Source organism: Croceibacterium selenioxidans (assembly GCF_018599195.1).
GTDB classification, from domain to species: domain Bacteria; phylum Pseudomonadota; class Alphaproteobacteria; order Sphingomonadales; family Sphingomonadaceae; genus Croceibacterium_A; species Croceibacterium_A selenioxidans.
The window spans coordinates 137,724-151,414 of sequence record NZ_JAHFVK010000001.1 but is presented as its reverse complement, the minus strand read 5'-3'; the positions used below and the strand labels follow the sequence as shown (position 1 = coordinate 151,414).

The following is a 13,691-nucleotide window of genomic DNA, read 5'->3' as shown; positions in this document are numbered from 1 at the left end:
GTCATCAACCCTTCTGACAATTTGCGACAAATTCGCGGAAAGGAAGGCGCGTGCCCTGACCGCTTGTTAGCAGGAAATCCCCATTCGCCTACAGGGTTTACCCCGATTAAGCCGACCCCCGATTGTCCATAGCTCTGGCGTAAAGGGGGGCCTTGGCCTTTGCGCATTACGCCAATCCTGTTCCTGCTCGTCGCCCTGATGCTCGGCGGATGCAACCGGCAGGATTCGCTTTCCGCCCCGCCGCGGTCGACCAGCGTACCCCAGTTCGAGAGTCAAAACTCGACGCTGGTGGTGCCGATCGAGCTTCCTCTCGACGATCTGCAGAGCGCGCTTGAACGGCGGACGCCCCACACGCTGTGGTCGATCGACCGCCGCAACAAGAGGTGTGTGAGGGGTCAGCGGGTCAAGGTGTTCGGCGAACGGCTCAAGGTGACGCCCGACATCGACTGCCGGATCGTGGGCCAGGTGACCCGGGGCCGGATCACCCTCTCGGGTTCAGGCAAGCGGCTTACGATCAACATGCCAATCAAGGCCGTAGTGAGCGCACGGGACGTAGGCGGGGTCTTGAAGGGAGAGACAGCCACGGCCACCGCCAATGTGCGGGCGGATGTTGCTTTCGGCCTCGACTCCAACTGGAACGCCTCCGCCAAGGTCAATATCTCCTATGACTGGGCCGAGCCACCGGGGATCGACTTCCTCGGCCAGCGGATCGAATTCGCCAGGAGGGCCGATAAGGAACTCGCCGGAGTCATCGCCAGGCTCGAGCGGGAAGTTCGGGCGGAAGTCGGGCAGGCGAATATCAGGCCGATCCTGACCGAGGCCTGGAAGCAGGGCTTCACCAACATCCGCCTCAGCAGCAGGAACCCGCCCGCCTGGATGCGCATCACACCACAAGGCATGGGCCTGGCGGGCTACAGCGTCGATGGACGCAAGGTGATTTTGACGGTTGCGGTCGAGGCCCAGACCGAGACTTTCGTCGGCGACGAACCGCCTGCGCCGACCCCCACGCCGCTGCCGCCACAACTGGCCGAGGTGCAGGACGTCGGGCTCAATTTCTTCATGCCGGTGGTCGCCGACTATGCGCAACTCGAGCCCGTGGTGTTGAGGGAACTCCGCAAGCTGGCCGACAAGGGCATCAATATTGAAGGCGTGGGCTCGGTGAACGCGCAGTTCAACGAGGTGACGATCTTTGCCACCGACAACGGCCGACTGGCGGTCGGGATCGATGCCGAGGTCGAACCGATCGGCGCGCGCACCGGAATGAGCTTCGGCAAATCGAAGGGCAAAGTCTGGCTGACGGGCCTGCCGATCAGCGAGGCGGATTCGCAAGTGGTGCGCATCCAGGACCTGCGGATCTATGGCCGCACCGACGGCATGGCTACCAACCTGCTGCTTCGCCTGGCCTCTAGCGAGAGCGTGCTGCAGAGGATCGCCAGCAGCCTGGAGGAGGACTTCACCAAGGATTACGACAAAGTGCTGGGCAAGGCCCAGCGTGCGGTGGCTGGCAGGCAAGTGGGCCGGTTCCTGCTCTCGGCACAAATCGACGAGGTCCACCACGACAAGGTTCAGGTTACGGGCGCGGGCCTGTTCACCCCGGTGAGGGTGAGCGGCAGGGGCCAGATCAAACTCGTCCCCCAGAAGCAGACGAATTGAGCCGCTTTAGCGTCGGTAGAATGGGGGCAGTTGGGCGTCGACGTTGAGCCAGACGCTCTTGGGCTCGGTGAACTCGTCCATCGCGAAAAAGCCCATCTCGCGGCCATAGCCCGAGTCCTTGACCCCGCCGAACGGCGAGCCGGGGTGGAACCGCTTGTAGCAGTTGATCCACACCATGCCGGTATCCATGCCCCGAGCCATGCGGTGGGCGCGGTTGAGGTCGTTGGTCCATAGCCCGCCGCCGAGGCCGTAGGGTGTGGCGTTGGCCATCTCCAGCACCTCTTCCTCGCGGCTGAAAGTCGAGACCGCGGCGAAGGGGCCGAAGACTTCTTCGTGACAAACCCGGTCCTGCGGCTGGGCAGTCACCACCGTGGGCTCGACGTAGCAGCCCTTGGCGAACGTTTCGCCTTCGGGGGCCTTGCCACCGGCGAGGATCTCGCTGCCTTCCTGGTGGGCGATCTTGACGTAGCTGAGCACCTTCTCCTGGTGCATGCGACTGGTCAGCGGACCCATTTCGGTCGCCGGATCGCGCGGGTCCCCCAGCTTGATCGACCGGGTCAGGTTCAGGAACTTGTCGAGGAACTCGTCCCGGATTGTCTCGTGCAGGATGATGCGGCTGCCGGCGATGCAGGCCTGGCCCTGGTTATGGAAAATCGCGAAGGCCGAGCCGTTCACCGCGGCATCGATGTTCGCATCATCCCACACGATGTTCGCGCCTTTGCCGCCCAGTTCGAGTTGAACGCGCTTGAGGTTACCCGCCGAGGCTTCCACCACTTTGCGGCCCGTCGCGGTTGAGCCGGTGAAGCCGATCTTGTCGACATCCATGTGCTCGGCCAGCGCCTGTCCGGCCGTGGCGCCAAAGCCCGGCACGACGTTTATGACGCCTTCGGGGAAGCCGACCTCGGCCGCGAGCTCGGCGACGCGCATGGTCGAGAGGGGGGTCAGCTCGGCAGGCTTGAGCACCAGCGTGTTCCCGGCGGCGAGTGCGGGACCCATCTTCCAGCTGGTGAACATCAGCGGGAAGTTCCAGGGTACCACCAGCCCGACCACGCCCACCGGCACCCGCATCACGTAGTTGAGGAATCCGGTATCGACCGGGATCACCCGGCCTTCGTGCTTGTCGGCGATGCCGGCGAAGTAGCGGAAGGTCTGCACCGTGCGGAAGATGTCGAGGTTGTGCGTGTCGCGGATCGGGTGCCCGGTATCGAGCGTCTCGGTCAGTGCCAGGGTGTCGCGGTCTCTCTCGATCGCATCGGCGAGCTTGTAGATCAGCTCGCCGCGCTGGGTGGCCGACATCGCGCGCCAGACGGGCAGCGCCTTCCGAGCTGCCGCGACAGCGCGGTCGATATCCTCTCGGTCGCCCTCCGCCACTTGCGCCAGCACCGAGTTGTCGTGCGGGTTGAGCACGTCGAAGGTCTTCCCGCTCGCCGCGTCGACGAACTGGCCGCCGATGAACAGCTTGGTCTGGAAGGCGGGCAGAGTAGCGGTGTCGAGCATGGGCATCCCTCTTGTTTTGCAGCTGTTTGCCACGCCAGCGCGGCCGATGCGAGGCCCTGTGCACAGCCTCCGACAACCCATTGCGGACGTTGAGCTTAGGGGTACACTCGACGCCAAGAACAAAGGTTCGGAGAGGGAGCCGATGAATCTGAAAAACCTGACGCGCGGCCTTGCGCTGCTGAGTTTCGCTGTCGCCTTGCCGATGCCGGCGCTGGCGCATCATTCGTTCGCGATGTTCGACAATAGCCGCTCGATCACGCTGCACGGCAAAGTCAGCAAATACCAATGGACCAACCCGCACGCCTACCTGGAGGTCGACGCCGACCAGCCCGGTGGCGGCACCAAACATTACACGCTGGAGATGACCAGCATCAACATGATGTCCCGCGGGGGCTGGACTTCGCGGACGGTCAAGACGGGCGACGTGGTCACGGTGGTGGTCGCGCCGCTGCGCGACGGGCAGGCCGGCGGCCTCGTGCTCGAAGTGACGCTTCCGGACGGGCGCAAGATGCTGCCCGGCGTGCCCAACGCTCAGAACTACAAGCGCACGTCCTGAGCCGATGGAAAGGATGACGATGGCTTCGAAAGCCCTGTTGATTGGCGCCAGCCTCGCGGCGTTGGCGTCCCCGGCCCTGGCCGAACCGGACTTCACCGGCAGCTGGGAACGGTACCCGCAAGCGGGCGAGACACCCGACCCGAAGTACGCGCCGACACCGATCCCCAACCCGCCGCTCAAGCCCGAATACCTGGCGAAGTGGAAAGAGCACGAGGCCAAGCTAGCGGCGCGCATGGCCGAGGGGCAACCCGCGGGCGACAACTATGTGAAGTGCCTGCCCGACGGCATGCCGGCGATGATGCAGGGCATGTTCCCGATGGAGATCTTCCAGCGGCCCGAACAGATCAACATCACCCAGGAAGCCTTCAACCAGACGCGTCGCGTCTACATGAACGAGACGCTGCCGCGCTGGGACGAGCTCGATCCCACCTTCTACGGCCGCTCGGTCGCGCACTGGGAGGGTGAGACGCTCGTGATCGAGACCACCGGGATCAAGGAAAACGTCCAGTTCCGCTGGACGCCGCATTCCGAAGGCATGAAAATTACAGAGCGGCTCCACCTGCTCGCGCCCGATATCCTGCGCAACGAAATCGTGGTCGAGGACGAATACCTCGCCCAGCCCTGGACCTACTCTTACACCTACCGGCGGATGCCGGGATACAAGCTGCTCGAGTACGTGTGCGAGGATAATCGCGAGTACGTCGACGAAACGGGCATGGCCCGGCTGCGGATCGAGGAACGATAGCGGGCCCGAAATCCTCCGTGTGAGGCGCAGCTTCACCGGGAGGATCTGGAGGGTATCCCCCTCCCGCGTGCGGGAGGGGAGCAGGCTTACCCAACCTCCCGCGAGCGGGAGGGCAGTCGGGACCGCCTCACCTCGCAGGCAAGGCGAACGTCACATAACGGCTGGGTCCGGGATCGGGCTGGCCCTTGTGCGAGAACAGCCCGTCTCCGCCGACGGGAATGGTGATGTATTCGCGCCCGCCGACTTCGTAGATCGCCGGCACACCCTCGGTCGCCGCGTCTAGCTTGTGCTCCCACAGCACCTTGCCAGTCGCGGCATCGCGGGCGCGGAAGGTGCGGTCGCCCGCGGTGCCGACGAACAGCAACCCGCTGGCCGTGGCCACCGGGCCGCCGCGCGGGGCCTGGCTGCCGATGCCGGTGATGCCCTGCTGTTGCAGCAGCATGCTCTCCCCGTTGGGGATGTGGTAGAGCATTTCGCCGGTATTCATGTCGTAGGCAGTCAGGAACGAGAACGGCGGCTTGATCGCGACCATGCCGTTCGACTGCATCAGGAAGTTGTACGGCGTGTTGAAGGGCGTCACGCCGGGAGTGTAGCCCGGCATCGTCTTTGGGTCGGTCTTGGTGTCGGGGATCAGCGTATTGAGCACCGGGATCTCGCGGCTGACCACGAACAGGCGCTGATGCACCGGATCGATCGCGGTGTTGCCCCAGCTGGTCCCGCCGTTGTGGCCCGGGATCGAGATCGAGCCCTGCACGCTCGGTGGCGTAAACAGGCCCTCGTTGCGCGCGGTACGCAGCAGTTCGCGCAGCTTCGCCTGGTCCTCGGGCGGGATGTAGGGGTTGATGTCCGCTTCGGTGAAGGTCTGGCGCGAGAACGGCTTGGGCCAAGTGGGGAACGGCTGGGTGGGCGAGGTATGCTCGCCCGGCGCGTCGGACTGCGGCACGGCGCGCTCCTCGATCGGCCAGATCGGCTCGCCGGTGCGGCGGTCGAAGGCGAATACGAAGCCGTGCTTGGCGACAACGATAACCGCCGGGATTTTCTTGCCGTCCTTGGTGATGGTCATCAGCTTCGGCGCATTCGGCAGGTCGAAGTCCCACAAGTCGTGGTGAACCGTCTGGAAGTGCCAAAGGCGCTTGCCGGTACGGGCGTCGAGCGCGAGGATCGAGTTCCCGAACAGGTTGTCGCCCGGGCGATTGCCACCATAAAAGTCCGAACGCGCCGTGCCGGTCGGGATGTAGGCCACGCCGGTCTCGGTATCGACGGTGAACTCCGACCAGTTGTGGACCCCGCCGAACTTCTCGCGGTCCTGTTCGGGCCAAGTGTCGGAGCCGACCTCACCCACGCGCGGCACGACGTGGAACACCCACTTCAGCGCGCCAGTGCGGATGTCGTAGGCTTGGATGTCTGCCGGGTGCGAGGCATAGCCCCCGCCCGCCGGCAGCGAGATGATGATCGTGTCCTCGAAGATGCGCCCCGGATTGTTGGTCATCAGCGGCCGCGGCGTCTCCGCGTGTCCGGCCGGAAGGGCATCGCGCAAGTCGACGCTGAAGCCCGGAATGTACCTGCCAGTGCGCGCATCGATCGCGCGCAGGAGGCCATCGTTGAGGAAGACCAGGCGGCGGTCGCTGCCGTCCTTGCTCTGCCAGTAATTGATCCCACGCGTGCTGATGCGGCCGGTAGTCTCGCTCTTCCACAGCTGCTTGCCGGTCGCCGGGTCAAGCGCCGCGATCTGGCCGTCGCCCGTCTGGACATACATCAGGCCGTTGACGACAATCGGATTGAACTGCGGCGCGGCACCCTCTCCCGTCGGGAACTCCCACGCGACCTGCAGCTGCCCGACATTGGCCGGGGTGATCTGGTCGAGCGCGGTGTACTGCGAGCTGTCCGGCCCACCGAGGTACTGGTCCCACCCTACATAATCGAAGGTCTCGTTCGCCAGCGCGGCCTGGTTGGCCGAACCCGCTCCGGGTGTTTGCGCACAGGCAGCGAGGGAAAGGGCGAATCCGGAAACGGCAAGCAGTCTGGCGCGAAGACGCGCGCGGCCGAGGTTGTTGAGCATGGAACTCCCTGATTTCTTTCTATTATGTGTTATTGGGGCAGTGACGGGATCAGCCGAAATCGACCGGATAAGGTTTGAGTTCGCCCGAAGCGTAGCGCAATTCAAGACCGGGCGTACCGTTCTCCATCACCATCAGCATCGATCGCTTGGGTGAAAAGCCCTGGTGGCGAATGTCGGCCGGCATCGCGCACACGTCTCCCGCCTTCATCACGATCCGCCCGCGTGGCAGGCCGGAGTTCTTGTCGGCGATCTGCCAGTGAATCTCGTCGGTGAGCTGGATGAACCACTCGTTGCGGTCGTTGCCGTGGATTACCGGCAGCATGTGCTCTTCACTGGTGACACAGCAGATGCTGGCGCCGGTGATCGCGGTGAAAGACGGGTTCCAGGTCACGTCGGCCCGGGCGATGTGGTCGAACAGGTTGATCGCGTGGAGCTGCCCTTCGAAGCCGGGTTCGCATTCGATGTCCGGCTTGTCGAACTCCAAGTCGGCGAAAGCTCGGTTGATCGGATGGCCCGTGGCGTCGGAACGGACCGGCGCGTCGCCCTCCAGCCCGAGCATGCGAGTGGCGGACTGGAAGCCGCGGACCAGCGGATCGGTGCGCTCTCGCGTCTTCGAGCCCAGCGGCGATCCGGTCTCGAGCGGGGCGCTGAGCGGATCGTAGCCCTCGTTGATCCAGTTCCGGCTGATCGTCTCGAACGCGTCCTTCACCACCTCGGCCGGAAAAGTCTCCAGGTGGTCGATGCCCTGGTCCTTGCACCCCTGGTCATAGGCGCCGGCAAACACGTCGACCGTGCCGTAGTGATTGGTGGTGCCAAAGATGTCGTCGAAGAAAATCCAGCCGTAGAAGAAGCCCCAGCCGATATCACGCACCATGGCGCGCAGAAACCGGTCGATCTCGATGATGTGGCTGCCCTTGGGCCATTCGATATGCGCGAAATACTCGTCGCGGCGGAAGGTGAACTGGCCGAGGCGGAAGCTGTCGTAGCCGGTGTCTGGATTGGTTCCGATGGCGACGACTTTGGAAGATTGCACGTCCATCGTTCTCTCCCTCAGCTCAAGGTGCAGATATCGGACCAGCGCTTGGTCGTGACCGGACCGTCCATGGTCTGGACGAGGACGACCCCGGGCGCCGCCGAGGTCAGCTGGTAGGCCGCCCCTTTCGGCAAGAGCACCTGATGTCCGCGCCTCGCCCTCACGCGTCCCATCGTCGGACCGTTCGGCTTGGCGCCAAGCTGCGCCGCCCCGCCTGCGTGGCTCGGCACCTGGGCGTCCGCGAGCTTGACGAAGTTGAAGGTTATCTCGCCGTCCATGACGATGGCGAACTCGTCGTGCGGCGCGGCATACCAGGGGGACTCGCCATCCACTCGCATGACCTCGGCAACATACTCGAGGTTTTGCGCGACCGCGGTTCGTTCGAACGGAGGGCTATGGCTCGCCACCTCGAACACGTTCGAGAACGCGTATTTGCGAAGGTCATCCTTGAGCTCGATCACGCCTTTCTCGAAGGCGCTCAGCGAACTGACATGCGTCTTGTAAGCCACGACGCTATCCTCCCACGACTGTTATGTTCTTGGGTCGTGGCCGGATGATAACATCGTCGGCAAATCGACGGCAACCGCTCGATTGGATTGCCAGAATGCCGGCGCGGTCAGTGGCGGCCTAGGCGTCGTTCAGCTTGAAGGGGATCTGCACCAGCCCGGTAATGGATACGGGCCGGCCATCCCTTACCGTGGGGGACCAGCGCCACTTCCCAACCGCCGCAACGGCCGCGTCATCCAGCGCGGGAAAGCCGCTCGATCGCGAAACGGAGACGCTTGCGACCCGCCCATCCTCCGTGATCACCAACCTCAGCACGACAGTACCTTGCTCGCGCTTGCGACGGGATGCGTTGGGGTAGACCGGCGGAGCCCCGCTCAGGAGGTTCGTATTGAGATTGGCAACCTTGACCGGTCCGGGTGCCGCTGGCGCAGCGGAAGGCGCGGCGACCGGGGCCGGTGAAGGGACCGGGGGCACGGGAGCCTGGGTTTCCACCGCCGGTTGCTGCTCGGGCCGCGGGACCACGAGGTCAGGCTGCGGCACGATTTCGGCGACCCGAGGTTGCGGCTGCGCCACAGGATCGAGGTGGGCTTCCGCCGGCTTGGGTGGAGATGGCGGTGCCGCCTCGGGAGAGGTCGGACGAACGTCGAGTACCGTCAATCTCTCTTCCCGGGACTTGGTCATCGAACCGATGCCCAGGGAGAGAAGCGCGGCGAATATCAGCCCTTCCAGCCCAACCGTGACACCGACGGCGATCCAGTTCAGCCGCCGGAAGCGGTCAACCATCCCGTCGCGCAAGCTGGCGACGACGGACGCGGCAGACTCTGGCCGTGCGTCGGGAAGAAGCGGGGATTTCGCGGACATGACAGTCATTTCCAAATTCGATCGCGTGGGAGCCGATCAGCCATCGGCCTCAATGCGCTGGAGCGTTCGCGGATCGAAGAAGGCTTCGACCTTCTTTCCATTCTCGTCGAAGCCGTAGACTTCATAGCATCCGTAATAGACCTGGATCTTCTGGATCTTCCATCCGGCCTCCTTGAGTTGCTGCTGCAACTTGACCGAAGGCTGCCGCTCCTTGCGCGGCACGGTGCACGACACGTTGCCGTGAGCCAGGGCGGGCAAGGACGTGAGGCCGGCCGTCAGGACCGCGCCTGCCGTAATCAACGCCGTGATCGTCTTCTTCATGACATGCTCCTGGAGATTTCGCCCGCTGACACCGTTAGGTCTTTGCCCAACGCCGCAGCAGATTGTGGTAAAGGCCCGACAGGCCCGCAAGTTCGGGGCTATCCGCGTCCAGTTGTCCTGACAGGCTCTGGATCGTCTGGTCGAGATCGAACAGCATCTCGCGCTCCGCGACATCGGCGACAAGGCTCTCGATCCAGAAGAACGAGGCCAGGCGCTCGCCACGGGTGACGGGCGCCACGCGATGCAGCGTGCTTGCGGGATAGAGCACGGCATCCCCTGCCGCGAGCTTGACAGCTTGCGCACCCAGGCTGCTTTCGATCTCCAGCTCTCCCCCGTCGTAGTCTTCCGGATCCGAAAGGAACACCGTGATCGAAAGGTCGGTTCGCACCATCCGGTCCGATCCAGGCGCGCGCATCAAAGCCGCGTCGACGTGCGCACCATAGGTCTGACCCACGCCGTAGCGGTTGAAGCGCGGAGGGTAGAGCTTGCGTGGAAGCGCCGCCGAAATGAACAAAGGGTCGGTCCACAGGCGGTCAACGATCCGCTCGCCCAGTTCGAGGGCGAGGGGTGCGCCATCGGGCAGCTGCCAGTTGTTCTTCTGGCCGCGGGCAAAGGCTCCGGCTGTGTTGGCACCGCTCTCCCAGTCGGCATCGGCGAGCTTCTTTCGAACCGCGCCCAGCGTCTCGCTATCCAGCACACCTTCGAGGATGACGATCATGCCGCTCTATCTCCCGGCGCCCAGAGGAACCAGGTCGGTATCGCGCACATCCGCCAGCGTGGCACACCCGGAGAGGGCCATGCACGCCTCCATCTCCTGGCGCAGAAGCTTTATCATATGAGCCACGCCAAGGGCCCCGGCCACACTGAGGGCGTAGGCCTGGAGGCGACCGACCAATACTGCATCGGCGCCCCCCGCGATCGCCTTGAACACATCCGCGCCGGAGCGAATTCCGCTGTCGAGCATGAGAGGGAACCGGTCTCCGACCGAGGCGCGCACGGCCGAGATTGCCGAGACGCTGGCCGGCGCGCCATCAAGCGCCCGGCCGCCATGGTTTGAGACAATGATGCCGGAAACGCCACGCGTGACCAGTTCCCGCGCATCCTCGGGATGCAGGATACCCTTGACCCATAGCGGCAGGCCCGTCTCCTGGGCCAGCCAATCGATGTCACCAAAGGTCGGTGCGCCCCGCATCATCCCGCACAGGATCTCACTTTCGCCGGGCTCCAGGTCCTGGGCGGGCGGTTTGGGATAATCGCGCAGATTGGCCATCTCCGAAGGAGGGACGAATCCGGCCTCAAGAGCGCGATGGCTTGGAAGCTGGATCGGCGTATCTACCGTGACAACCAGTCCGGTATAGCCCGCCGTTTCGGCGCGGCGCACAATGTCGCGCGTGACCTGACGATCCGGCTGGAAGTAGAGCTGGAACCACCTGTCGGGTCCCGCGACCGCCGCCACGTCCTCAAGACTAAGCGACGCCATCGTGCTGGCGATGAAGCAGGTATCGGTGGCCTGCGCCGCCGCCGCTGACGCCCTTTCGGCATCGGCGTGGAAAAGCGCCTGCGAGCCGACGGGTGCCAGCATGATCGGATGGGGCCGTTGCTGCCCGTTGAGTACGCAGCGGGTGTGCCCCCCGCTCACCCGGCGCAAGGGCTGGGGCACGACGCCGAGGTTCGCGAACGCGGCGAGGTTTTCGGCGGCTGTCCGGCCTGGTCCGCTGCCCCCCTCGAGATAGGCAAACAGAGCCGGGTCCATCACCTCCGCCGCAAGGCGAGCGTAATCCGCCGCACTGTGCACGCCGGCGGGTATCTCGTGAAGGGATAGGGGCTGCTCGTTCATCGTATCCCGCAAGTGCCGGCCCAGACTCGAATGTCCGGACCGGCTTTAGCTGGCGTTTCGTTTATCAGAAACTGATGTTCAATGTTCCCGTTACTCTACGGGCGTCGCCCTTGTAGAGCATTGCACCGGAACGATAGACCGCGAGATAGTATTCCTCGTTGGTCACGTTGTTCACGTTTACGCGCAGTTCCATGTTGTCGGTGAGGTGGAGCTCCGCAAACAGGTCGAGCACTGTGTAAGCGGGCACGATGCGCGAACCATCGCCGGTGACGGCACCGGTGTCCGGCTGGCCGCCGTACCGCTTGCTCTTGTATTTGACCGCGCCGCCCAGGGCGAAGTCTTCGGTGATCTGATAGCGGCTCATGAACTGCACCTGGTTGTTGGCGAAGTTTGCCAACGGCTGACCGATGTTCGCCGGAGTAAACGAGTCGGTCACCTTGCTGTCCATGATCGCGATGCCACCCTGTACGGACCATTCCGGGGTGATGTTGCCGGTAGCTTCAAGCTCGATCCCGCGGACCCGGTTCGCCCCGGTGTTGACGGTGCCGGCGCTGGTGTAGTCCTGCCCTGAGAGACCTTCCATCACGTCGCTCTTGTCGATCTGGAACAACGCTGCGGTCAGCAGGAGCTTCTCGTCGAAGATGTTCCACTTGGTGCCGACTTCGTAGTTCCACGACCGTTCGGGTCGGGCTCCGACATCGACGCCACCGACGATGACGAAGCCGCCGTAGCCGGCGCTTGTGCCAACGTCGGACTCGCCGCCGTTGATGTCCGCCGAGCTGGCGATCGAGGCATAGATCACACCGCCGCCGCCGACCTTGTAGGTCAGGCCGAGGTGGCCGTTCCAAAAGGTGTCGGAGTCTTCGTACGAGGTGACGGCAAGTGCGGCGGACTGAACATCGAGATTGAACTTGTATTTGTCCATGCGCAGGCCCGCGAATACGGTCAGGTCGCCGATGTCAAAGGTATCCATGACGTAGCCGGAGATTGTTTCCACTCCCCAGTCCTGATCCCAGCGCCCCTGCGTGACCCGCCGGTTCATCAGGGTATTCAACCCGTTCACCACGTTGCCGCCGGTGTCGTAGACGCAGAACTGGGTGCCGCAATTGGGTGTGCCCGTGAACAGCCTGTTCGAGCCATCGAGGGCGTTGACGTACACACCGTTCAGCACCTTGTGATCGGTGTATTCCGCGCCGAAGATCAACTCGTGGTCGAGGCCGGCCAACTGGGCGTTGACGTAGAGATTGGTCTGGTTGGCAAAATAACGAACCTCCTGCCAGCCGTTGTGGGTACCAAGCTGGACACGCGGATTGGTTCGGCCGTTTGCGCTCGTCAGGACGTAGCCGTTGTCCGAACTCCCGTAACGCGTCAGGTTGTTGAGGCGAACGTTTGGTGAGAACTCGTACCTGATGCGGGCGGTACCGACGTCGACCTGGGTGTCCTGGAAATCCTGGGCCTGGGCGTAAGTCGGGACCTCGACCGGCTCGTTGTCTGTCGTGAGATACCCGCCAAGGTCCGGATTATCGTGCGCCCTCAGGCCGTAATAGTCTGCCGTGATGCTGAAGTTGTCGGTCGGGGTATAGTAGGCCGACGTGGCCAGCCCCCTGCGCTCGCGGTCCGCGGGACCCCGATCGGGAACGAGCTCGTAGGCATAGAGCACATTGGCGCGGACAGCGAAGCTGTTGCCGGTCGAATAGTTGATGTCAGCGGTGGTGCGCACGAACTGGTCGGTGCCGATCCCGACCGATCCCTTGCCGAAATTGTAGTCGATCGTCGCCTGCTTGGTGATCGCGTTGATCGCGCCGCCTGCCGTGCCGCGCCCGCCGAAGGTCGAGCTCGGGCCCTTGGAGATCTCGAGCTGTTCGATGGCGAAGCTCTCGCGCGTCGTCATGCCCGGGTCGCGCAGACCGTCGACGAAGACGTCGCTACGCGCTTCCTGGCCGCGAATGATGTAGCGGTCGCCAAAGGCGTTGCCGTTCTCGCCGGTGCCGACCGTGATGCCAGGCTGGGAGTCGAGAATCTGCTTGAGATCGGTGTAGCCGGAATCTTCGATCTGGGACCGAGTCAGAACCGTAATCGTCTGCGGCGTTTCCGCGATCGGGCGTGTATGGCGTTCGTCGCCCGACGTCCTCGCCTTGTACGGTACGCCGACCTGAGCATTGGGGTTCGGATCGATTGCCGTCGCTTCGACAGTGACGGTTGCCAGGGGCGCTTCGTCAGCCTCTTCCGGTTCGGACTGGGCCAATACCGCTGTCGGCATCAGCATCGCGACGGAGAGCCCCAGAGCCGCGCCCGCCTTCAGGTGACCATGGCCGGAACGAAGGCTTCCTGGCCGGCGGATGTTGCGAGTTGCGGTCCCCATTGATTTCCCCTGTTTGGAATTGTGGTTGAAATATAGATACTTATTTTAGACGCAATCGAGCTATCGCTCGTCGCAAAGAGAATCAGCAATTGCGATGCAATCGCAATAACGAGCGGCGCCTAGCGACCGACGGGATTCCGCACAAGGCCAAATGCGCCAGGGATGGATTTTTTTGGCCTCGCCCGCTCCTGCGCGGAAAACCACGAGGGCAGACCGGGCCGGCCGGACACCCGGAGGCGGCATAAAGGCGCGCCGAGCCC

The 13,691-nt window shown here is 63.8% G+C and carries 12 protein-coding genes; 3 read left to right on the top strand and 9 right to left on the bottom strand.

All coding sequences use genetic code 11. The features are described from left to right. The first annotated feature begins 159 nt into the window (after positions 1 to 159). A complete protein-coding gene (locus KK137_RS00800) occupies positions 160 to 1,653 on the top strand; it encodes a DUF4403 family protein (protein WP_214534018.1) in 1,494 nt (497 codons plus the stop codon). A 6-nt stretch (positions 1,654 to 1,659) separates the two neighbouring features. On the opposite strand, the gene KK137_RS00795 is transcribed toward KK137_RS00800, so the two are convergent. Beyond that, complete coding sequence (locus KK137_RS00795; protein WP_250893531.1) at positions 1,660 to 3,150, bottom strand: aldehyde dehydrogenase family protein; 1,491 nt, start codon at positions 3,148 to 3,150, stop codon at positions 1,660 to 1,662. Positions 3,151 to 3,292: 142 nt separating this feature from the next. Here KK137_RS00795 and KK137_RS00790 point away from each other — a divergent pair, with 142 nt between their 5' ends. Beyond that, on the top strand, positions 3,293 to 3,706 hold the full coding sequence (locus tag KK137_RS00790; protein WP_214534011.1) for a DUF6152 family protein: 414 nt from the start codon (positions 3,293 to 3,295) through the stop codon (positions 3,704 to 3,706). Between the two features lie 19 nt (positions 3,707 to 3,725). After that, the gene (locus tag KK137_RS00785) at positions 3,726 to 4,451 is read left to right on the top strand and encodes a hypothetical protein (RefSeq protein ID WP_214534010.1); all 726 of its coding nucleotides are present in this window, start codon (positions 3,726 to 3,728) and stop codon (positions 4,449 to 4,451) included. A 127-nt stretch (positions 4,452 to 4,578) separates the two neighbouring features. Here the strand turns inward: KK137_RS00785 and KK137_RS00780 are convergent, their stop codons facing one another. From KK137_RS00780 to KK137_RS00745, 8 genes are all read right to left on the bottom strand, one after another. Continuing rightward, positions 4,579 to 6,510, bottom strand: coding sequence for a pyrroloquinoline quinone-dependent dehydrogenase (locus KK137_RS00780; RefSeq protein ID WP_214534008.1), 1,932 nt, complete (start codon positions 6,508 to 6,510; stop codon positions 4,579 to 4,581). Between the two features lie 49 nt (positions 6,511 to 6,559). Continuing rightward, positions 6,560 to 7,549: a hydroxyquinol 1,2-dioxygenase gene (locus tag KK137_RS00775; RefSeq protein WP_214534007.1), complete on the bottom strand. Its 990-nt coding sequence runs from the start codon at positions 7,547 to 7,549 to the stop codon at positions 6,560 to 6,562. A gap of 11 nt (positions 7,550 to 7,560) precedes the next feature. After that, positions 7,561 to 8,052: a cupin domain-containing protein gene (locus KK137_RS00770; RefSeq protein ID WP_214534006.1), complete on the bottom strand. Its 492-nt coding sequence runs from the start codon at positions 8,050 to 8,052 to the stop codon at positions 7,561 to 7,563. Positions 8,053 to 8,170: 118 nt separating this feature from the next. Beyond that, on the bottom strand, positions 8,171 to 8,920 hold the full coding sequence (locus tag KK137_RS00765) for a TonB family protein (RefSeq protein ID WP_214534005.1): 750 nt from the start codon (positions 8,918 to 8,920) through the stop codon (positions 8,171 to 8,173). Positions 8,921 to 8,947: 27 nt separating this feature from the next. Further along, positions 8,948 to 9,232, bottom strand: coding sequence for a PepSY domain-containing protein (locus KK137_RS00760; protein WP_214534003.1), 285 nt, complete (start codon positions 9,230 to 9,232; stop codon positions 8,948 to 8,950). A 34-nt stretch (positions 9,233 to 9,266) separates the two neighbouring features. Beyond that, entirely contained in the window at positions 9,267 to 9,950 is a 684-nt protein-coding gene (locus tag KK137_RS00755; RefSeq protein WP_214534000.1) for a Fe2+-dependent dioxygenase, read from the bottom strand. A gap of 6 nt (positions 9,951 to 9,956) precedes the next feature. Continuing rightward, positions 9,957 to 11,069, bottom strand: a complete 1,113-nt coding sequence (locus tag KK137_RS00750) for an alpha-hydroxy acid oxidase (protein WP_214533999.1) — start codon at positions 11,067 to 11,069, stop codon at positions 9,957 to 9,959. Between the two features lie 64 nt (positions 11,070 to 11,133). Next, a complete protein-coding gene (locus KK137_RS00745) occupies positions 11,134 to 13,431 on the bottom strand; it encodes a TonB-dependent receptor (protein WP_214533997.1) in 2,298 nt (765 codons plus the stop codon). Positions 13,432 to 13,691 lie beyond the last annotated feature (260 nt).

Bases quoted from the DNA above. Each gene is read 5' to 3' on its own strand.
- KK137_RS00780 (WP_214534008.1), bottom strand. From the start codon at position 6,510: ATGCTCAACAACCTCGGCCGCGCGCGTCTTCGCGCCAGACTGCTTGCC.
- KK137_RS00745 (WP_214533997.1), bottom strand. From the start codon at position 13,431: ATGGGGACCGCAACTCGCAACATCCGCCGGCCAGGAAGCCTTCGTTCC.
- KK137_RS00765 (WP_214534005.1), bottom strand. From the start codon at position 8,920: ATGACTGTCATGTCCGCGAAATCCCCGCTTCTTCCCGACGCACGGCCA.
- KK137_RS00790 (WP_214534011.1), top strand. From the start codon at position 3,293: ATGAATCTGAAAAACCTGACGCGCGGCCTTGCGCTGCTGAGTTTCGCT.
- KK137_RS00755 (WP_214534000.1), bottom strand. From the start codon at position 9,950: ATGATCGTCATCCTCGAAGGTGTGCTGGATAGCGAGACGCTGGGCGCG.
- KK137_RS00775 (WP_214534007.1), bottom strand. From the start codon at position 7,549: ATGGACGTGCAATCTTCCAAAGTCGTCGCCATCGGAACCAATCCAGAC.
- KK137_RS00750 (WP_214533999.1), bottom strand. From the start codon at position 11,069: ATGAACGAGCAGCCCCTATCCCTTCACGAGATACCCGCCGGCGTGCAC.
- KK137_RS00760 (WP_214534003.1), bottom strand. From the start codon at position 9,232: ATGAAGAAGACGATCACGGCGTTGATTACGGCAGGCGCGGTCCTGACG.
- KK137_RS00795 (WP_250893531.1), bottom strand. From the start codon at position 3,150: ATGCTCGACACCGCTACTCTGCCCGCCTTCCAGACCAAGCTGTTCATC.
- KK137_RS00785 (WP_214534010.1), top strand. From the start codon at position 3,726: ATGGCTTCGAAAGCCCTGTTGATTGGCGCCAGCCTCGCGGCGTTGGCG.